19 protein-coding genes are annotated in these 20493 nt (G+C 56.2%); 13 read left to right on the forward strand and 6 right to left on the reverse strand.

Features of this window, described 5'->3' with window-relative positions:
• Nucleotides 1-167: 167 nt before the first annotated feature.
• A complete protein-coding gene (locus tag BLS61_RS15500) occupies nucleotides 168-374 on the reverse strand; it encodes a co-regulatory protein PtrA N-terminal domain-containing protein (protein WP_003139535.1) in 207 nt (68 codons plus the stop codon).
• Between the two features lie 290 nt (nucleotides 375-664).
• Between BLS61_RS15500 and bufA2 the strand changes: the two genes are divergently transcribed.
• Genes bufA2 through BLS61_RS15520 form a run of 4 tightly spaced genes read left to right on the forward strand, consistent with a single transcriptional unit; the run spans nucleotide 665 to nucleotide 2962 of the window.
• Nucleotides 665-925 (forward strand): BufA2 family periplasmic bufferin-type metallophore, encoded by a 261-nt coding sequence (gene bufA2, locus BLS61_RS15505; protein WP_004577564.1) that lies wholly within the window; start codon nucleotides 665-667, stop codon nucleotides 923-925.
• A 44-nt stretch (nucleotides 926-969) separates the two neighbouring features.
• Entirely contained in the window at nucleotides 970-1806 is an 837-nt protein-coding gene (bufB, locus tag BLS61_RS15510; protein ID WP_003452318.1) for an MNIO family bufferin maturase, read from the forward strand.
• Nucleotides 1803-2597 carry an HvfC/BufC N-terminal domain-containing protein gene (locus BLS61_RS15515; RefSeq protein WP_062832780.1) on the forward strand — a complete coding sequence of 265 codons (795 nt, stop codon included), beginning with the start codon at nucleotides 1803-1805 and terminating at the stop codon, nucleotides 2595-2597. The genes bufB and BLS61_RS15515 overlap by 4 nt, the downstream gene beginning before the upstream one ends.
• A 50-nt stretch (nucleotides 2598-2647) precedes the next feature.
• Entirely contained in the window at nucleotides 2648-2962 is a 315-nt protein-coding gene (locus BLS61_RS15520; RefSeq protein ID WP_004374672.1) for a hypothetical protein, read from the forward strand.
• 19 nt (nucleotides 2963-2981) lie between these two features.
• On the opposite strand, the gene BLS61_RS15525 is transcribed toward BLS61_RS15520, so the two are convergent.
• Together BLS61_RS15525 and cadR are read right to left on the reverse strand one after the other, a co-directional pair.
• Nucleotides 2982-3182 carry a heavy-metal-associated domain-containing protein gene (locus BLS61_RS15525; protein ID WP_003246756.1) on the reverse strand — a complete coding sequence of 67 codons (201 nt, stop codon included), beginning with the start codon at nucleotides 3180-3182 and terminating at the stop codon, nucleotides 2982-2984.
• A 238-nt stretch (nucleotides 3183-3420) separates the two neighbouring features.
• Entirely contained in the window at nucleotides 3421-3873 is a 453-nt protein-coding gene (gene cadR, locus BLS61_RS15530) for a Cd(II)/Pb(II)-responsive transcriptional regulator (protein WP_074918645.1), read from the reverse strand.
• A gap of 191 nt (nucleotides 3874-4064) precedes the next feature.
• Here cadR and BLS61_RS15535 point away from each other — a divergent pair, with 191 nt between their 5' ends.
• The 6 genes from BLS61_RS15535 (at nucleotide 4065) to BLS61_RS15555 (ending at nucleotide 9890) form a co-directional block, all read left to right on the forward strand.
• Nucleotides 4065-6341, forward strand: a complete 2277-nt coding sequence (locus BLS61_RS15535) for a heavy metal translocating P-type ATPase (protein ID WP_043217286.1) — start codon at nucleotides 4065-4067, stop codon at nucleotides 6339-6341.
• Between the two features lie 12 nt (nucleotides 6342-6353).
• A complete protein-coding gene (locus BLS61_RS15540; RefSeq protein ID WP_021703088.1) occupies nucleotides 6354-6698 on the forward strand; it encodes a DUF3703 domain-containing protein in 345 nt (114 codons plus the stop codon).
• 315 nt (nucleotides 6699-7013) lie between these two features.
• Complete coding sequence (locus tag BLS61_RS15545) at nucleotides 7014-8282, forward strand: OprD family porin (protein ID WP_052520214.1); 1269 nt, start codon at nucleotides 7014-7016, stop codon at nucleotides 8280-8282.
• Between the two features lie 162 nt (nucleotides 8283-8444).
• A complete protein-coding gene (locus BLS61_RS23485) occupies nucleotides 8445-8672 on the forward strand; it encodes a hypothetical protein (protein WP_021703090.1) in 228 nt (75 codons plus the stop codon).
• A 309-nt stretch (nucleotides 8673-8981) separates the two neighbouring features.
• Entirely contained in the window at nucleotides 8982-9209 is a 228-nt protein-coding gene (locus tag BLS61_RS23490) for a hypothetical protein (RefSeq protein ID WP_021703091.1), read from the forward strand.
• Between the two features lie 99 nt (nucleotides 9210-9308).
• On the forward strand, nucleotides 9309-9890 hold the full coding sequence (locus tag BLS61_RS15555) for an IS3 family transposase (RefSeq protein ID WP_021703092.1): 582 nt from the start codon (nucleotides 9309-9311) through the stop codon (nucleotides 9888-9890).
• A 464-nt stretch (nucleotides 9891-10354) separates the two neighbouring features.
• Here BLS61_RS15555 and BLS61_RS15560 read toward each other — a convergent pair whose 3' ends face one another.
• From BLS61_RS15560 to BLS61_RS15575, 3 genes are all read right to left on the reverse strand, one after another.
• Nucleotides 10355-13543, reverse strand: coding sequence for a CusA/CzcA family heavy metal efflux RND transporter (locus BLS61_RS15560; protein WP_021703093.1), 3189 nt, complete (start codon nucleotides 13541-13543; stop codon nucleotides 10355-10357).
• A gap of 23 nt (nucleotides 13544-13566) precedes the next feature.
• On the reverse strand, nucleotides 13567-15114 hold the full coding sequence (locus BLS61_RS15565; protein WP_486598957.1) for an efflux RND transporter periplasmic adaptor subunit: 1548 nt from the start codon (nucleotides 15112-15114) through the stop codon (nucleotides 13567-13569).
• A gap of 77 nt (nucleotides 15115-15191) precedes the next feature.
• Nucleotides 15192-16400 (reverse strand): TolC family protein, encoded by a 1209-nt coding sequence (locus BLS61_RS15575; RefSeq protein WP_228723613.1) that lies wholly within the window; start codon nucleotides 16398-16400, stop codon nucleotides 15192-15194.
• 538 nt (nucleotides 16401-16938) lie between these two features.
• Between BLS61_RS15575 and BLS61_RS15580 the strand changes: the two genes are divergently transcribed.
• From BLS61_RS15580 to BLS61_RS15590, 3 genes are all read left to right on the forward strand, one after another.
• Nucleotides 16939-17613: a heavy metal response regulator transcription factor gene (locus BLS61_RS15580; RefSeq protein ID WP_021703097.1), complete on the forward strand. Its 675-nt coding sequence runs from the start codon at nucleotides 16939-16941 to the stop codon at nucleotides 17611-17613.
• A complete protein-coding gene (locus tag BLS61_RS15585) occupies nucleotides 17610-19055 on the forward strand; it encodes a heavy metal sensor histidine kinase (RefSeq protein ID WP_090432324.1) in 1446 nt (481 codons plus the stop codon). The genes BLS61_RS15580 and BLS61_RS15585 overlap by 4 nt, the downstream gene beginning before the upstream one ends.
• A gap of 65 nt (nucleotides 19056-19120) precedes the next feature.
• Complete coding sequence (locus BLS61_RS15590; RefSeq protein WP_021703182.1) at nucleotides 19121-20455, forward strand: OprD family porin; 1335 nt, start codon at nucleotides 19121-19123, stop codon at nucleotides 20453-20455.
• Nucleotides 20456-20493: the final 38 nt, after the last annotated feature.

The following is a 20493-nucleotide window of genomic DNA, read 5'->3' on the forward strand; positions in this document are numbered from 1 at the left end:
GCCGGTGATGGTGTGCCCGGTCTCGGGTTCATGGCTGCTTCAATGTCGGGGATTTACCCCTCAACTTTCCACGTCGGTGCATTGCACAAGCCTTACCGACGATGAGCAGTATGAAACTGCCATATCCCAACCATCCGGGTGATTACATTTCTGTAAGGTAGATGACTTCAGCAGTTGGTGTGCTCTGCTTGCTCGGTTGGACTGCTGGCTACAGGAGCCTCAACTTTCTGCTGCTGGGCCACCCGGTAGGCCTCCAGAGACGTCTGGCGTGCCTGCTCCATGCGCGCGAAGGTTCGGTCAGCACCACCTTCAGCCATTGCCAAGCTGGAGATGCTCAGAGCAGTAACTACAAGCAGAGCTTTGATCGATTTCATTTTGGGTATTCCTCGTAAGTTAAGTGGTCCCTGCAACTGCAGAGGCCGAGCTTTAGGCTCGATGTCACGTTAACTAAGAGGGCCTGTCAGCAACCTGAGCCGAACATTACAGTTCTGTCAGGTTGCTATTTCTTTCTTGTAGCCCATCCAGAAGGCTCGGTACTGTCTTTCATGCCCTCATAAAGCCTTGCGAATTTCTTGAGAGGGCATGCTCGGCAGCGATGCCTAAGCTACTCAGGGTCATTCGCACCCGCGGATAAGACCACCAACAATTAAGAGAGATTGTCACTATGTCGAATAAATCCAACGTCGCTACCGGTGCCGCTCTGGCTCTCGTGGCCGCCAGCCTGTTTGCTACCCTGCCTGTCCAGGCCGCCCAGGACACCAAAGCAGCTGAAGTGAAGTGCTTCGGCGTCAACGGTTGCAAGGGCCAGAACGACTGCATGACCGCCAAAAATGCCTGCAAAGGCCAGGGAGAATGCAAAGGCCAGGGCTTCAAGCTGATGACTCAGGCCAAGTGCGATGAGGCCGGTGGCAAGACCAGCGAATAATGCCGTTGCGGGGAGTGCCTGCCACTCCCCTGCTGGAGTCTTGAATGAGTAAGCGCAAAACACTGGGTTTCGGTCTTGGCCTTCGCAGTGAGTATTACCAGCAGATTCTTGAACAGCGACCTGCGGTCGACTGGTTTGAGATCATTTCCGAGAATTACCTGGTGGGCGGTGGCAAGGCCCTCTACTTTCTCGATGCGATTGGCGAGCAATACCCGTTGGTGATGCACGGAGTATCGCTGTCGATCGGCGGTTCGCATAACCTGGACATGGGCTACCTACGACAGCTCAAGCAACTGGCGGACCGGATACAGCCCCAGTGGGTTTCCGACCACTTGTGCTGGAGTCGCGGCAACGCCCATCAACTCCACGACCTGCTGCCGCTGCCGTTTACCCAAGAAAGCCTGCTGCATGTCGCCGCGCGGGTGCGTCTAGTGCAGGATGTTCTGGAACGTCCCATTGTGCTGGAGAACGTTTCTTCTTACGTGCAGTGGAAGACGTCCAGCATGAGCGAATCGCAGTTTCTCTCGGAACTGAGTTTCCTGACCGGTTGCGAATTGCTCCTTGACGTGAACAACGTCTACGTCAGCGCACGAAATCAGGATTTCGACCCATGGCAGTTCATCTTGGAATTGCCGCACGAGCGGATTCGTCAAATTCATCTGGCCGGGCACAGCGATTACGGGCAGTACCTCATCGACACCCATGACCAGCCCATCGCTGATCCGGTTTGGTCTCTCTACAGCAAGACTTTGAGCTACTTGGGCCCGACATCGACCTTGATCGAGCGGGATGACCAGTTTCCGCCGCTGGAAGAGCTGTTGTCCGAATTAGCACATGCCCGTGCTATCGCCAAATCTGTGATATCGGGGGCCACCCCTTGAGCCTGATCGCCCTACAGACTGCATTTGAAACTTACCTGACAGGTGGCAGTGCCCTGCCCTCCAACGAGCTTTTGGAGCAGATCCGAGGTAGCACAGCGCTGAGTGCTCTCGAAGGCCTGCAGATCTACCACAACGCTTACCGTTCGCGCCTGCTTGCGGTCTTGCGAGAAGACTTCCCTGCCCTGCTTCACTGGATCGGCAACGAATCATTCGAGCAGCTCGCACTGGCCTACTTGGCCGCCTGGCCACCACGACATTTCAGCATTCGCTGGCTGGGCGAGAAGCTGCCCGAGTTCATTAGCAGCTACGTCGAAGAACCCCAACTATCGCCGATGCGCGAACTCGCGGAGCTTGAGTGGGCTTTTACACTGGCTTTCGATGCTCAGGACGTCGAAGTGCTTTCACTGCAGGCCATCAGTGATTTTTCGGCTGAAGACTGGATTTCACTCAGGGTTTCCCTGACTGCATCTGCCCGGTGGTTGCAGCTGCAGTACAACACGCTGGAGTTGTGGAAAGCCGCCAAGTCCGGCAGCTTGCTGCCTGATATTACCCGCCTGCCAACGAACCTAGCCTGTCTTGTTTGGCGTCATGAACTCGTCTGCCAGTACCGGAGCCTGGAGCCAGCGGAGGCTTCGGCATTGCAGTTTCTCATCGAGGGCGGATCGTTCGCTGAACTCTGCGAGTCGTTGAGCGCCACGCATGGCGAGCAAGCTCCCTTGCAAGCCGCGACCTGGTTGAAGTTGTGGGTCAACGACGGTTTGCTAAAGCGCGGCCAGCTATTACACGAATGACCCGGAACCTTTAGGCTAGCGCTCTCTCTTTGGCCACTCCGAGCGCTTCTATGACTCACCGCATCATTCATTTCAAACAGCAAGCCTTGCTTGACCCGGAGACCTATCAGGCAATGCTGGCCGACGGCGTTGGTCACTGGGAGCGGCTTGCAGGAGAAGTCGTCGGCATAGAAGACGAAAAAAGCCACGAGTTCGCTGCATTGAAAAGCCTGTTCAAGCGCAAGCGGTACTCCTATGACACGCTGGAAATGCGCGAGCCAGGCGATCACTCAAACTGGCTTCGCGGCCGAGATGGTTCAGAAGGTATGACCAACGAGGTCACCAGTATCCCAGGGCTAAAAGAGCTCTCAGAACTGGAGATTTAGTGGGATAGCAGGTCAGCGCTCAAGCGCTGACCTGGGCCGAATAGCCAAGCTCCTGGATGAGTTCGCGGATCGATTCGGCACTTTCTGTGCTCTCAACGGTGACCTTGCCGGCCGCTCGATCCACTTCTACTCGTGCATCCTGATCCAGAGCTTGAATGGCCTTCGTGATTTTGCTCACGCAACTGCCACAGCCCATCCCCGCAACACTCAGACTAAACATGTCTTTCACCTCATTTCGTCCGCGGCTCAAGTTACCGCACGGACAGCATCGACCTTGACACGATGGCAAGGTCAAGCCCGTACTCTACAAGAGGTTCAAGCGCCAATGCAGGCTGCGATCTGGCTGAAGTGACGAGCTACTGGTCCGCTCAAGGAAGGCCAATGAAGATCCTTGCTATGAATAGGCCCAGAACACCTCATTCCATGTGGGGAAACACAGCAACGAGTTGATTGATGCTTCAGTGGCGATGGCTCTTGCCAACGTGCGTATGCTCTGCCTCAGGCAAAGGTTGAACCCCTCCGCTCGAACTAAGTTGCTGGATGATTGCGCATGCATCGACACTTCTCTCCGCGGCGCATCGATGGCGCAACTCAACGAGCTGCTTCTGCAGAGCTAACAGACTGTTGATCCGAAGCTCCACATGGCGAATGTGCTCGTCTACCAAGCCGTTAACGCTATCGCAGCTCTCCTCCGGACGATCGATGAGCAAAAGCAGCCGCCGTATTTCATCAAGCGTCATGTCCAGGGTTCGGCAGTTACGGATGAATACGAGCCGCTCTAGGTGCTCCTTCCCGTAGACCCGGTAGTTCCCCTCGCTTCGACCAGGAACAGGCAGCAGCCCTTCACGTTCATAGTAACGAATAGTCTCCACCTGACAGTCAGCCTGCTTTCCGAGCTCACCAATCTTCATGGGACGAATCTCCTGATCAATGCTTGACCCTATAGTGGCTTCAGGGTGTTGACTCTGCAATGACTTAGATAAGAGGTCCCGCCATGAGCAGTTGCTGCAGTCACGACCACTCGGATCATCATAAACCTGAAGACCAAAAGCGCGAGCCAGCGCCACCAGGAACGACATTCAGCGCTTTCCACATCCAGGCGATGGACTGTCCGACAGAGCAGAGCCTGATTCAGAGCAAGCTTGGCTCGCTGGCCGGGATACACCAGCTCGACTTTAACTTGATGACTCGCGTTCTAGGGGTACAGCACAGTCTCCCTTCGGTCACCCCCATCATTGATGTGATCGCCTCCCTGGGTATGCAGGCCGAGCCCACGGACGCTCATGTACAAACACGAATTCGCATCGAGCAGATGGACTGTCCTACTGAGGAGAAGCTCATTCGCGACAAGCTCGCTAACCAGAAAGGCATCAGCAATCTGCAGTTCAACCTGCTGCAACGCACTCTGGTCGTAGACCATGTTCCAGAGCTGTTACCTCAGCTCATGGCAGCCATCCAGGAGCTCGGGCTTTCACCGGTTGTCGAGGAGAGTGCCGACCGCCAGGAACCTACCCCAACGAAGAAGAAGCATTGGTGGCCGCTGGCGATCGCGGGGATCGCTGCGGTTTCAGCCGAAATAATCCACTTTGGGCAGTTGGCCCCCGAATGGGCGGTTGCAGCCTTAGCAATAGTGGGGATAGCGCTAAGTGGGCTCGGTACCTACAAGAAGGGCTGGATTGCGCTCAAGAACCGCAACCTGAACATCAATGCCCTCATGAGCATTGCTGTAACCGGTGCCGTATTGATTGGCCAATGGCCCGAAGCGGCCATGGTTATGGTGCTCTTCGCGGTAGCCGAGGTTATTGAAGCGCGCTCACTGGAGCGTGCACGTAACGCCATCCGTGGACTCATGGACTTAAGCCCCGAGCGGGCCACTGTTTTGCAGGCGGATGGATCCTGGCTAGATGCGGACATCAAGGCGGTAGCACTTGGCGCTGTTGTTCGGGTACGGCCAGGTGAGCGAATTGGCTTGGATGGCGAGGTGACGGCAGGCACCTCCACCGTCAATCAAGCACCTATAACCGGCGAGAGCTTGCCGGTAGATAAGAGCATTGGAGATCAGGTTTTTGCGGGCACGATAAACGAGGCAGGGTCGTTGGAGTTCAGGGTAACAGCAGCGTCTACCAACACTACCCTGGCTCGGATCATTCATGCGGTGGAGGAGGCTCAGGGCTCTCGGGCGCCGACCCAACGTTTCGTTGACCGCTTTTCTCAGATCTACACCCCCGCCGTGTTCTTGGTGTCCCTAGGGGTCGCCTTGCTCCCACCGCTATTGCTGAGTGGCGCATGGCAGGAGTGGATCTATCGAGCGCTGGTATTGCTGGTCGTCGCGTGCCCATGCGCGCTGGTCATTTCCACTCCCGTTACCATCGTCAGCGGCCTGGCAGCGGCGGCTCGCAAAGGCATCCTCATCAAAGGTGGGGTCTATCTGGAGAGCGGCAAAGATCTGGCACTGCTTGCACTCGACAAGACTGGAACCATCACTCAAGGGAGGCCGGTTCAGACAGACTTCCTGCCGCTCAAAGAAACAGATATCGAAATGCATCGTGTCAGTGCCGCTAGCCTAGCTGCTCGCTCTGATCACCCGGTATCAAAAGCACTCGCTCGACATGCGATGGATAACGATGTGTCGCTACTGGACGTCAAGGAGTTTGAAGCGCTTCCTGGACGGGGAGTCAAAGGCCGTGTGAAAGGCCAACTGTTGTATCTAGGCAACCATCGTCTGGTTGAGGAGCTGGGGCTCTGTTCTAAGGAGCTGGAGCTTACGCTGGAGCGGCTGGAGCGTCAGGGTAAGACCGTCGTCATCCTGTGCGACGGCCAACAGCCCCTTGTTCTATTCGCAGTCGCAGACACCGTGAAAGAGACCAGTGCCGATGCCATGCGGCAGCTCCACGAGCTTGGGGTAAAGACATGTATGCTCAGTGGCGATAACGAGCACACAGCCCTGGCGATAGCCCAGCAGGTGGGTATTGATGAGGCTCGTGGCAACCTGTTGCCGGCAGACAAGCTCACAGTCATCGCTGAAATGCAGGCCCAAGGTTTAACGGTTGGCATGGTGGGAGACGGAATTAACGATGCCCCAGCGCTGGCAAAAGCTCAGATTGGCTTTGCCATGGGTAGCGCAGGGACCGACACGGCGATAGAAACCGCGGACGTTGCACTGATGGATGACGACTTGCGCAAGGTCGCTACGTTCGTCCGTCTATCTCGTAGTACTGCTGCCATCCTCAAGCAGAACATCGCCCTGGCACTTGGCATCAAGGCTATCTTCCTGGGCATAACCATCACAGGAGGCGCCACTATGTGGATGGCTGTCTTCGCTGACATGGGCGTCAGCCTGCTCGTGGTGTTTAACGGCCTGAGGCTGCTCAGACAATAATGGGAGGTAGCCATGCAATCTCAACTGAAATCAGCAATTGCAGAGGCCTTTGCGCAAGCCGATACGAACCTGCGGCTGAAGCAGCCTGGTAGAGCATTTGAGTGGTTAGAGCGCGCCCACATCCTGACTCAACGGCATCCCTACCTGCATGCAAAGTCACATTGGCTGATGCTACGCCTAGGCCTGCAGACCAAGAACTATCGGGAGGTCCTTGGGCAAATACCTCGCATAGTGGCTGCACTACTTTTCTCACGCATCTGGGTCCCCATTGGCAATACTGGGCGTGCACGAGTTAGCGCATTCCTCCCCATGACCGTCCCAGAAGATCTGCAGCAGCTCCTCGCAAACGGTAACTAAACCAGAACTGACTCCCTCGACTCTGCGCACCATTCGAGTGCGCCGCTGGGTGTCGTTTGTGCAAAAAATGTCAAATTAAGCAGCCCATCCCTCATCTTTTCGAAGATTACAAAATTGTAATTTTCCAATCATCTTCAAGTTATCTACGGCTTGCAACGATAGGTGCGACCGCCTCTGGCTGCTCTCGCACCGGGGCTCAATACCTACAAGAACAGTCATGGCAAATATCCAATTCTGCCAAGAATAAAGGAGCAATTAATGAGCAAGACCAAATTATCTCTTGCAGTATTTTCGGCAATCATTGGAATCAGCCCCATGGTGGCCACTGCTGAGGAAACAAAAGGCGAGGGTTTCGTTGAAGGAAGCAGCCTTAATATCCTCAATCGAAATTTCTACATGAACCGTGACTTCCGAGATGGTCAGTCCAGCTCAACTGGAAATGGCTATTCCGAAGCATGGGCGCATGGCGTCATGGTGAACTTTGAGTCCGGCTTTACCGAGGGAACCGTCGGGGTGGGTATCGACGCGTTCGCCATGCTGGGCATCAAACTGGATACCGGTGATGGTCGCTTTGGCCCTGGCGGCAGCATCAACCTGCTTCCCGTGAACAGCGATGGGGAAGCGGAAGACGAGTACTCCAAGCTGGGCGGAGCTGTAAAAGCTCAGCTCTTCGATACGGTCATTAAGGCCGGCGATGTGTTCCCGATGACCCCGGTTCTTCACTATGGTGACTCTCGCCTCCTTCCGGAAACCTTCAAGGGTGTCACCGTCGTCAATAACAGCGTTGATGGTCTGACCCTGCAGGGTGGTCGAGTTCATGCGATGAGCCAACCGCAGCAGAGTGGCATGAGCGAAGACTTCGCCACCTTCTACGCCGGCGGCGTGGATGCACCTTGGGCGGCCTACTTTGGCGGCGACTACACCCTGAATGACAACCTGGCGTTTAGCCTTTACACCAGCCGCCTGGAAGATGCCTGGAATCAGCACTATGCCGGCATGTCCTGGAGCCACCCGCTTTCTGAGAGCGTCTCGTTGTTCGGCGGCCTGAACTACTACAAAGCCGTTGACCAGGGGCAGAAGCTGCTGGGCGAGTTCGACAACGACATCTACAGCGGCAAGGTCGGTGTGAAGTTCGGTGCCCACTCCCTGGCGTTGTCTCATCAGCGCAACAACGGCGACGATGACTTCGACTATCTGCGTCAGTCTGACTCGATCTTCCTCGATAACTCGATCCAGTACAGCGACTTCAACTCCCCGAATGAGCGTTCCTGGATGCTTCGCTACGATCTCGACATGGCCACCTTCGGTGTCCCTGGCCTGAGCTTCATGACCCGCTACGCCTTCGGTACCGACGCCGACTACTCCGATGCGAACAACGTGTACATGCGTCGTGATGAAAACGGCAACCCGCTGACCGATCAGAAGCGCTGGGAGCGAAACATCGAAGCGAAGTACGTAGTTCAGTCTGGCTCGCTGAAGGATATGTCCTTCCGCGTTCGCCAGATGACCACTCGTGCGACCGACTACGAGTCCGATCTGGATGAAGTTCGCCTGATTGTCGAGTACCCACTGGAAGTGCTCTGACTAGAAAGTGGAGCGGGTAACTACTTGCCCGCTCTCTCTAGCGCTGCATGTCAATATTGTAATTTTGAGCTCATGCTGCCGTTAGCTTCATTTTCGTAAAATCTAGGCATCTTCACAGAGCGCAAGCAAATAGCTCATTACAAACTGAACGAGGCCTGATTTATGAAGATCGCAAATATTGCACTTATTGGAATTCTCGCACTCGGTACTGCTACTTCTGCACTTGCAGAAGATGGCTACGGCCGCTCTTTGGAAGCGGTGAAAAAATTTCGGGAAAACCAAGAAAAAATTCACGGGAAAGACAACAAGGCATTTCAAGTAGAAAGCCAGAAAAGTGGAGTTACTGAAGAAGACGCCGCCAAAAGCAACAACACAACCAACGAAGACTGATTGTTTTTCCCCTACCGAGTCCACCTCTAGAAGCTCCACGAGCTCCTTTGGAAAGAGGTGTACCCTAAGCGCCCTTTAAGGGCGCTTTTTTATGCATTTCTTTGTCATCATGGCGCGCGACCATGAGAGCTCCTGCACTTACTTGAGGGTCAGTTGTAGGTTCAGCCAGATCTGCCCCTTCTTTATAGTCCTGGATGTCAACATTTTAATTTTGAGCTCACGCTCCGGTTAGTTTCATCTTTCTAAGATTTAGGCGTGTTCAAAGAGCGAAACCCAATAGCTCATCACCAACTGAGAGAGACCCAGCTTATGAAGATTGCACATGCAGCACTTATTGGAATTCTTGCCCTCAGCGTTACAGCTCCCGTGCTTGCGCGAGGTGATAGCCATAACCGTCACGAAATGGTAAAGCGATTCAAAGAGAATCAGAAAAAGATTTACGAAAAAGACAACCAGGCGGCACAAGCAGAAAGCCAGAAAAATAGCAGCACTAAGAAAGATACAGCCCAAGATAAAAATACAGCAAACGAACGCTGATAGCCTTTTCCCTGCCGAGTTCACCTCTAAAGGCTCCACGAGCTCCTTTGGAAAGATGTGTACACTTTGCGCCCTTCCTAGGGCGCTTTTTTATCCCTGTTGTGGCTCAATGATTCTGGACACCCCGATAAGGCGTTAAGCTTCGCCCAAAGTCGTGGTTCCGCAGGAGCCAGAACATTATCGGCAGCGCTGCGAATACAGGGTGTGCAGGTTGGTCACTTTCTGGCTGGACGCCTGATGAAAGAAGCCAGGCTATACAGCTGGCAATGTCGCAAGCATCGCCACCGCAAGGCCGATGGTGAAGGTGCCATTGCGGCCAACACACTGGATCGGCAGTTCACAGTGAGCAGCCCCAACCAAGTGTGGTGCGGTGATGTGACATACATCTGGGCGGGTAATCGTTGGATCTACCTGGCAGCAGTCATGGATTTGTATGCGCGCCGCATCGTCGGTTGGGCACTGCCCAATCGACCTGACTCGCAGCTCACGACACGCGCGTTACGCGTGGCCTACGAGTCCCGAGGTTGCCCGCAGCAGCTAATGTTTCACTCTGACCAGGGTTGCCACTACACCAGCATTGAATTTCGCCAGATGCTCTGGCGCTACCGTATCAAGCAGTGCATGAGCCGCCGCGGTAACTGCTGGGATAACGCGCCGATGGAGCGTTTTTCAGAAGCCTGAAAACGGAATGGTTGCCGGAGCATGGATATGCCAGCCAAGGGCAAGCGGAGGCTGATGTGCTGCGCTACCTGACGGATTACGCCTTGCGCTGGATGCAATAGATGGGGCAGATGCATACCCAGAAATGTTTGAATCTTCCTGGGCAGCCCAACCTGATTGGTTTGACGATCCGATGCGAGAAGACTAAAGATTTGGGCGGTTGCAGCGGGTCTAGATGTGGAGCAGACCACGGCTGAGACGAGCTCATCTGACATCGATGACACGCTCGAAGCCGATTGCAGGCTGTATCGGGGATCTGTGTTTCAGGTGCGCCCGCGCTCTTGAACGGCTAGCTGCTGCAGAAGTTCGGCCCAGGAGTCCTGCGCAAAATGGCTCTCGATGAGATTGCGAAAGCAAAAGTGAGTTGACCATGTGGTGGTCCGATACCCTCCGGGGTACGGACCACCTGGTTCATTCGAGTAACGTCAGCCCTTGTGCAAGGCTACATCTCCATCGGTTTCCGACGACTCAGCATCCTCTTCCTCATCCCGCCGGTGTACCCACTGATATAGCACCGGCAGTACCAAGAGCGTGAGGGTCGTGGAGGATAGGATCCCTCCGATGACGACTGATGCCAGAGGTCGCTGCACTTCGGCCCCGGTACCTGTCGCCAGCGCCATTGGCACAAAACCCAGCGACGCCACCAACGCTGTCATCAAGACCGGCCGCAAGCGAGTCAGAGCGCCTTCAATGATTGCCTCGTGCAGCGTCTTTCCTTCCTCGCGCAGATTACGGATAAAGGAAATCATCACCAAGCCGTTCAGAACCGCGACGCCCGACAAGGCAATGAAGCCGACGCCAGCCGAGATGGACAGGGGAATATCTCGCAGCCAAAGGGCGAGTACACCACCAGTCAACGCGAAGGGAATGCCTGTGAACACCACTAGGCCATCCTTGACGTTATTGAACATCATGAATAGCAAGGTGAAGACCAAGAGCAGAGCGACCGGGACTACGATCTGAAGCCGCTTGGCTGCTGACTGCAGCTGCTCAAACTGGCCACCCCAGGTGGTCCAATATCCAGCCGGAACCTTCACATCCTGCAGCAGGCGATCGCTGGCCTCTTGAACAAAGGATCCGATATCCCGTCCCCGCACGTTGGCACTGACCACCACCAGGCGTTTACCGTTCTCACGGCTGACTTGGTTGGGGCCAAGTACCAGGTCGAGGCTGGCGACTTCAGATAGTGAGATGAACGATATCTGTTCTGCCGCTCCGCCTGATAGCGCAGGAACAGGAATCAGCAGGCGGGAAAGGCCCTCGATATCCGTACGCAGCCGATCCGAGAGCCGCACCACCATGTCAAAGCGGCGGTCGCCATCGAACAAGGTGCCTGCACGCTGGCCTCCCACCGCGAAAGCGATAGTGTCTTGAACATCGCCTACGTTCAGGCCAAAGCGAGCAGCCTTGTCACGATCAATGTTGATGGTCAGCACGGGCAGCCCAGTGGTTTGCTCCACCTTTACCTCGGAAGCGCCCTCTACTTTCTCCAAGGTTTCCGCAATCTCAGCAGCAGTGCTGTTGAGCACACCCATATCGTCACCAAACACCTTCACCGCGACGTCACTGCGCACACCTGAAATCAGCTCGTTGAAGCGCAACTGGATGGGTTGAGAAAGCTCGTAGTTGCTACCTGGAACTTCCGCACTCACACGCTGCAGGTCAGCTATCAACTCTTCTCGCGACTTGTCCGGATCAGGCCACTGGTCCTTGGGCTTGAGCATGACGTAGGCATCCGAGATATTCGGCGGCATTGGGTCAGAGGCGATCTCAGCGGTACCGGTCCGGGCAAATACCCTCTCGATCTCCGGCACTTTCTCTACCAGTCTCTTTTCCAAGCGCGCCTGCATCTCCACCGACTGCGTCAGGCTAGTTCCTGGTACCCGCAACGCCTGCAAAGCAAAGTCCCCCTCGCTGAGGCTAGGGATGAACTCGCTGCCCATGCGACCTGCCAATACACCGGACAACACCACCAAGGTAACTGCACCGGTAAATACTGCGGTTCGGTTGCCCATGACCCAGCCCAGTACCGGCTCGTAGCCTTTGCGGGCGGCACGCATAACGAAGTTCTCTTCCTCTTTGACCTTGCCGGTGATGAAGAGCGCAATCGCAGCTGGAACGAAGGTCACGGAAAGAATCATCGCTCCCAACAGAGCAATCACCACAGTGAACGCCATGGGGTGGAACATCTTCCCTTCAACCCCTGTCAGCGCAAAGATCGGAAGGTAGACCACCATGATGATCAGTTGGCCGAAGATCAGGGCTCTGCGCGCCTCTCGTGAGGCGGCAAACACTTCATGCAAGCGTTCGGAGCGGGTAAGCATCCGGCCATGGTGCTGTTGTGCATGAGCCAACCGGCGAATGGCGTTCTCGACAATGACCACCGCGCCGTCAACGATGATGCCGAAGTCCAAAGCACCGAGGCTCATCAGGTTAGCGCTCACCTTGTAGGTGAACATGCCAGTGAAGGTGAAGAGCATCGACAGCGGGATCACCATCGCGGTGATGATCGCTGCACGAATATTGCCGAGGAACAGGAAGAGGATGGCGATTACCAGGATCGCGCCCTCGATGAGGTTTTTCTTAACCGTGGCGATGGCCTTGTCCACCAGATCGGTTCGGTCGTAGACCGCGATGGCTACTACCCCATCAGGGAGCGATCGATTGATTTGCTCCAGCTTGGCGGCAACTGCCTGCGAGACGCTGCGGCTGTTCTCGCCAATGAGCATGAACACCGTGCCGAGCACAACTTCGCGACCGTTCTCGGTGGCAGCGCCAGTACGCAACTCTCGGCCAATCTGCACATCCGCAATATGGCTGACCCGAATGGAGGTCCCGTCGACGTTGCTAATGACAATGTTGGCGATGTCCGCTGCAGTGGCGACCTGACCGGGAGCCCGAATCAGCAGCTGCTCGCCACTGCGCTCGATATAACCGGCACCAACGTTGGCATTGTTGCGTTCAAGCGCAGTGACCAGGTCTCCCAAGGTGAGCTTATAAGCGGCCAAACGCTTGGGGTCCGGGGCGATCTGGTATTCCTTCGCGAAGCCACCGATGGTGTTGATCTCGGCCACGCCTGGAACATTGCGCAGCTGAGGTTTGATGATCCAATCCTGGATTACCCGCAGGTCGGTGGGCGTGTATGGCGTGCCGTCCTCCTTCAACGCCCCCTCTCTAGCCTCGACCGTCCACAAGAAGATCTCACCCAATCCTGTCGAGATTGGGCCCATGATTGCCTCTGCTCCTTCTGGCAGTTGTTCGCGGGCAACCTGCAGGCGCTCATTGACGAGCTGGCGGGCAAAGTAGAGATCCGTGCCGTCTTCGAAGATTACGGTCACCTGCGACAAACCAGAGCGCGATAGCGACCTGGTCTGTTTGAGGTGCGGTAAGCCGGCCATGGCCGTCTCGATCGGAAAGGTAATGCGCTGCTCGGTTTCTAGAGGTGAGAAGCCTGCTGCTGCGGTATTGATCTGTACCTGAACGTTGGTGATATCAGGGACAGCGTCTATGGGGAGCTTCTGGTAGCTGGCAATACCTAAGCCAGCCATCGCCAGTACGGCAAGCATCACGATGATGCGCTGCTCGATAGCGAACTGAATTATGCGTTCGAACATACGAATTTCCCGTCAATGGCAGGTCAGTGGGCGTGGTCGGCGGAGCCTTTGCCCAGCTCGGACTTGAGGATGAAGCTCCCTTCTGTCGCTACCTGCGCTCCGGCGGCCAAGCCTTGGGTAATTTCCACAGCCCCTTCGCTACGGGCGCCTAGCACCACGGGAAGCGCCACGAATCCATCGTCCACGCGAACGAAAACCGTGGGTTTCTCTTCGATGGTCTGAATTGCCTGGACTGGAACGGTGACGTTGGCCTGGCGGGAGTCGGCTGACAACGCGACGGATACGAAGAGGCCTGGGCGCCATGCGCCATTTGGATTTTCGAGAGTGGCGCGGGCAGTCGCCGTGCGTGTCTGCTCGCCAAGCAAGTTACCCACGTACGAAACGTTGCCTACAACCTCAGCCTCCAGCTCCGGGGCACTGATCTTGACCGGCTTGCCGACCTGGACCTTGCCCAAGTCCCGCGGTGCAACACTGAAGGTTGCCCAGACACGGCCGAGATCTGAAATGGTGAAGGCGTTGCTCGCCTCGTTCACAACCTCGCCAAGCACTAGGTGCTTTTCCACCACGATGCCATCGAACGGGGCCCTTAGCTCGTAGCGGTTCCCCCCCGCAAGAGCAACGTTTTCGCCCAGGGCTCCCATTTTCTGACGAGCATTGCTGAGAGCAATTTCTGCCTCCTGTAGCGCCTGGCGGGCCTGCAGGTAATCCTGTTCTGCAGAAATCATCTCCTTCCACAGTTGCTGCTCTCGCTCAAAGGTTGTGCGGGCCAGTTCGACCCTGCGCTGGGCCGCAGCAAACTCACTACGCTGATCTGATATTTGCTGGCTTGCGATAACAGCCAGGAGTTGCCCCTTCTTAACTGACTCTCCCAGGTTGACCTGGACGCTTTCCACGACACCAGCAGTTCGAGGAACCACGTGAGCCGTATGGTCCTCATCGAAGCGAATCTCACCGGGAAGGCTGATGGTAGTGCTCATAGCTCCGGCAGTAGCCTTCACCAACTGGATTCCGGCGGCATCGATTTGCTCGTTGCTGAGCTCGATGAGTCCCTCCTCTTTGGCGTAGCTGAAACGATAGGCCCTTCCTTCTCGCTCAATCAGAATGCGAGCCTCGAAGTAGTGCGGCTCGGCGATACCCATGGCACTGACAAAGGCATCGCCCTTGGGCTCGAATCGGAGCGTATTCACTTCACCTGAAGGACGTCTGACCTCCATGGACACCCGGGTATTCTCCCCGGGCACAATCTGCTGCCCTTCCTGTGCTAGATACAGCGACATGGGAGCACTTCCATCCTGACTCTCTGGCGCAACTAGCTCGGCACTGAAGTTGTCCTGACTGAACAGCGTTCCTCCGTTTGGACCGCGAGAGTGATGCTCGGTATCTCCATGTTCATCAGCATCGCCGTGACCCTGCTTTGCTTCTTCGCCATGGTGCTCTGTGTCCTGATGGCTGCTTGTCTCGGCGTGCTCATCCGATTCATGGCCTTTCTCCTCATTCATGAGGGTTACTCCGCCACCAATAAGCCCTATGCCCGCAATGATCGCGAGTACGAGGGGTAATTTTTTGCTCATAAGCAACTCCTAAAGGAAATGCAGCGACCCGCACTCCAGATGCGGGTCACCAAGACGGTCGGTAGGAACTCGGCGGCTCAACGTGCAGCGGGGATGGCTGATACATCGCCATACACGCGCTCTAACTGCACCCATGCCGCGGTGGCTGAGGCCAGGGCGTCGACATACTGCGTGCGGGCACCAATCAACGTGCGCTGAGCATCCAGCACATCGAGAAAAGCGAATTTGCCCATCTCAAATCCGCGGGTAGCGCTATCAACAGCGCTCTTGGCCGATGGGAGAATCGTCTGGTCGAACGAGTTGATCTCCTCCTTCGCAACGACCCACTGATCCATGGCTTGCTCTACATCTGCCCTGAGGCGTAGCTCGGTCGCGTTGCGCAGGTCGCGGGCTTGGTCGGCGCGACGTGCAGCGGAGAGAATGTTGCCCTGGTTACGATTGAAGAGAGGGATCGGCATCGATAGGCCAACTACGTTGACTCGCTCCCGATCTTCAGCGCTGTATTGGCTGCCCAGGCTCACATTCAGGTCTGGAATGCGCTGGGTCTTTTCCAGCTCGAATGAAGCCTCTTGCTGATCCACAGACAGCCGGGCTAGGCGCATTTCTGCGGTTGTCTCCAAGGCAGACCACAGCTGATTGACTGTTGGCGGTTCTGGGATGCTGGTCGCACTCCCAACAACCCTGATGTCTGCGTTGCCACCGATGACAGCCTGCAGTCGAGAATGGGCTCTAGCCTGATCCCGTTGAGCTCGACGTAGCTCAAGTCGGACCTCAGAGAGCTGCACCTGGGCCCGAGTTAGCTCAACTGGTGAAACCTTGCCCGCCTTGACTCGCCCCTCGGCCCCCTGAACTCCTCGCTCAGCCAGCGCGAGAGATTGCTCCGCCAGCTCGACGCGCATCCTTGCTTGCAGGTTGTCGTAGAACGACTGGATGACATCGGCGCGCAGCTCATTCTGGCTGCGCTCTAGCTCGACCGATGCCGCACTCTGCCCCTTCTCCGCTAGCTCGATGCGTGCCCCTCGCTTTCCCCCAAGCTCAATCGGCTGCGTAATCTGGGTGGTAGTGGTCCGCGTGTTGCTGCGGGTGTCTTCCACCTCCCATGACAGCTCTGGGTTTGGCAGCAGGCCGGCTTGCTGCCGCTCGCCCAAAGAGATGTCTACCAATCGGCTCGCAGCCGAGAGAGTCGGACTGTTGTCTTGCGCCTGGCGCAATGCTTCAGCCAGCGACAGCTCCGAGGACGCAGCGACTGCTGGCCGGCCAACCACCCATAGGGACACCAGTAACACCGGAAGCAACTTCCGATAAAAACCTGCAACACCACCATCGCAAGAGAGCAAGGGTTAATCCTCCGCAACCAATGATCATCCCTGACTAAAACGGCTCGACCCGGCAGTAGCGGTCAGCTGATGAAGACAGGAAATGAGTTAGCCGCAGAATTTAGATATCAGTTCATATCGCCAAGGTGACTGGAAAATTACAAATATGTAATCAAGGCCTACAGGCTATTTCGCTGTATTAAGATGCCCCCATCAGAGAGTCCTGTGAAGTTACATGCTGATACAAATATAGCGTCAGCGAAGGAACCTTTAGGGAAATCAGTAACCCCACCAGGGAAATCTGCCTGAAATACTCGCTAAATGTGACAGCTTGTCGCAATGCCAGTCACAGCAAGGCTTGCGCATTGACCCTGTAGCCGCTACAGGCTTTAGGATTGTCTACTCCTATCGTGCGCTAAAAGCCTCTTCATGCCACGTCATTATTAATTTATGAAACTTTACGCGGCCCAATAAACAACAATATGCCGCCTGCCTGGGTAAATTTAATATGCGAATCCTAGTTATCGAGGACGAGCCCAAAACTGCCGAATATCTGCATCAAGGACTGACCGAGAGTGGCTATGTAGTCGACAAGGCCTCTACTGGATTAGATGGTCTTCATCTTGTGCGCCAACACACTTACGACTTGGTCATTCTGGATGTAAACCTTCCAGAGATAGATGGCTGGGGCGTATTAGAAAACCTTCGCCGTGATAACAACACAAGGGTCATGATGCTCACCGCCAGAGGAAGGCTGGCAGACAAGATCAAGGGCCTGGACCTAGGTGCGGATGACTACTTGGTGAAGCCCTTTGAGTTTCCTGAGCTGCTGGCCCGAGTTCGCACCCTTCTGCGTCGCAGCGAGCAGGCTCCGGCACCAGAAACTCTACGTGTAGCAGACCTAGAGCTGGACCCTGCCAGACATCGAGCCTTCCGCGGTGAGCAACGGATAGACCTGACGACCAAAGAGTTTGCGCTGCTGCACTTGTTGATGAGGCGTTCGGGTGAGGTGCTTTCACGCACTCAGATCATTTCGTTGGTGTGGGACATGAACTTCGATTGCGACACCAATGTGGTCGAAGTCTCCATCCGCCGCTTGCGCGCCAAAATCGATGACGCCTTTGAAAGGAAGCTCATCCATACCCTCAGAGGGGTTGGTTATGTACTCGAGGAGCGGGAATGAAACCTGCCAGCCTCTCCATGCGATTAGGGCTATCTGTCGCCCTGATGGGAGCCGCATTGGTGGTGCTCCTGGCCGCCCTTGCTTACTTCTCGCTGACGCACGAGCTGGCCTCGCTGGCCCGAAGCAGCCTGAACGGCAAGCTTGAGCAGATCCAGCACCGACTCAAAGAAGATTCGATATCGAGTGCCGACATCGCCAAGCAACCGCATGGACTGCTCGACCTTGTTGTAGGCCACGACAACCTACAACTTGCCATCTATGAGCGAGGGCCTGAAGGGAAGAAGCTGCTGAGCGTTAGCAACAGGTCGAACGCTCCGAAACTGCATTCTGAAGGCGCCGTGGGCGTTTTCTTCCACGAATGGCTGGATAGCACCAAGCACAGTTTTCTGACGGCCTCGAAGCATGTGCGCTTGAAAGATGGCAATGAAGTCACGATCCAGCTCTCTATAGATCGCTCTGCAGACGACGCACTGCTAACGGCGTACCTGCGATCCACCATGATCGCCTTGCCTTTTCTTCTGCTCTTCATTGGCGTTGGAGCTTGGTGGATTGTCCAACGCGGATTGTCACCGCTGCGCCAGTTCAGAAAAATAGCGTCACAGGTTTCCACTCAGGACCTGACCCATCGCATACCAATAGATCGACTGCCTCAAGAGCTAAGCGAGCTGGCACACGGCATCAACTTCATGCTCCATCGCCTGGACAGTGGCGTTCAACAGCTCTCGCAGTTTTCTGACGACCTGGCCCACGAGCTACGTTCCCCCATCAGCAATCTGATGGGTAAGGCTCAAGTAACGCTTTCACGAGAGCGTCCACCAGAAGAGTACAAGGCGGTCCTTGAATGCTGTACCGAGGAGCTTGGGCGCGTGACACGCATTGTCTCGGACATGCTCTTCCTCGCTCAGGTAAGTCACCCCGCTTCGTTGGTGCCTTTCGAGCGAATTGATTTAGACGACGAAGCACGGCGAGTTGTAGACCTCTTCTCTATCTCCGCCGAGGAAAAGCAGATTGCGATAGACATCAGTGGGGCAGGCCACACCTTCGGTGATCGATTGATGATCCAAAGGGCCGTCTCGAACCTCTTGTCGAACGCCATACGTCACAGCCCCCGCAACAGCAGCATCTCGCTGCTGATTGAAAAGCAGCATGAGACGGTCTCGCTGTCTGTTGGCAATCCAGGGATTGGTATCCCAGCCCAGCACATTCCTCATCTGTTCGAGCGCTTCTACAGAGTAGATACCAGTAGATCCCGAGCAGAGGGAGGCACGGGCCTGGGATTGGCCATCGTGCGCTCCATCATGAGCCTGCACCAAGGCACCGTCGATGTGTCCAGCGTGCCGGGCAACTACACCGTTTTCCGATTGTTGTTCCCTCGCGCGCCAGAAACTCCAACGAGCCTGGTGCGTGCCGGAATCGGAAAGCAGAGAAGACAGCTGAGCTGACTTCTATCGCCTTAGCCGCTGTGATCTCACATACGGCTGAGCCGCCTTTACCCCGGAGCATCACCATGAAAAAAATAAGTGCCTCCCTAGCACTGGGACTTTTGAGCCAGCATGTATACGCCGCCGGCTTCATCGAAGACAGCAAGGCCAGCCTCGGCCTGCGCAATTTCTACATCAACCAGGACACCCGCAACGCGGACGGCGCCACCCAGGAAGAATGGGGTCAGGGCTTCCAGTTCAACTACATCTCCGGCTACACCGAGGGGACCGTCGGCTTCGGCGTCGACGCTCTCGGCCTGCTCGGCGTCAAGCTGGATTCCGGCAAGGGTCGCCATTACAACCCCGACTCCAGCAAATACGGCGGCACCGTGTTCCCCACCGACGAGAACGGTCGCGCGGTGGACAACTTCGGCAGCCTGGGGCTGACCGGCAAGGTGCGTCTGTCGAAGACCGAGGCACGCATCGGTACCCTGCAGCCCAAGCTGCCGGTGGTCACCTTCAGCGACGGTCGCCTGCTACCGCAGACCTTCGAGGGTGGCCAGATCACTTCAGCCGAGATCGACAACCTGACCCTGGTCGGCGGCCAGCTGGAACACGCCAAGGGGCGCAGTTCGAGCAACAACGAAGGCCTGTCCATCTCCGGAGCCAACAACGCCAAGACCGGCCAGTTCAGCAACAAGTTCTACTACGCCGGTGGCGACTACAAGATCGGCAAGGACCTGCTGGCGCAGTACTACTACGGCGAGCTGAACGAGTTCTACCGCCAGCACTTCCTCGGCCTGACCCACAGCCTGGCCATCGGCCCGGGCGCGCTGAAATCCGACCTGCGCTACTTCAAGAGCGACGCCGACGGCAAGAACGACAGCGCCGCCGGGGTGGCCAAAGGCTATGCCAGCACTGGCTACTACGGTCTGAACGCGGCCGGCAAGGCGATCACCAAGGGCGAAGTGGACAACGACACCTGGAGCGCCCTGTTCACCTACAGCCTCGGCGGCCACGGGCTGAGCGCCGGCTACCAGGAAGTCTCCGGCGACAGCAACTTCCCCTACCTGAACCAGGGCGACGGCGCCACCGCCTACCTGATCACCGACCGGCAGATCGGCAAGTTCGCCAGTGCCGGCGAGCGCACCTGGCTGGCCGAGTACGGCTACGACTTCACCAAGGCCGGCGTACCAGGTCTGAAGGCCACTGTCACCTATCTATCCGGCGACAACATCGATTCGGCCGACGGCGAGAAGAAGGAATGGGAACGCGACTTCCGCCTCGACTACGTGCTTCAGGACGGTGCCCTCAAAGGCCTCGGTTTCTCCTGGCGTAACGCCAGCCTGCGTGGCAACACCAGCGCCGCCGACCAGGACGAGAACCGCCTGATCGTCAGCTACAGCCTGCCGATACTCTGAGCTAGCCCCAAGAGGAGCCTCGCCTGATGGCGAGGCTC

The organism is Ectopseudomonas guguanensis (genome assembly GCF_900104265.1).
GTDB lineage: Bacteria > Pseudomonadota > Gammaproteobacteria > Pseudomonadales > Pseudomonadaceae > Aquipseudomonas > Aquipseudomonas guguanensis.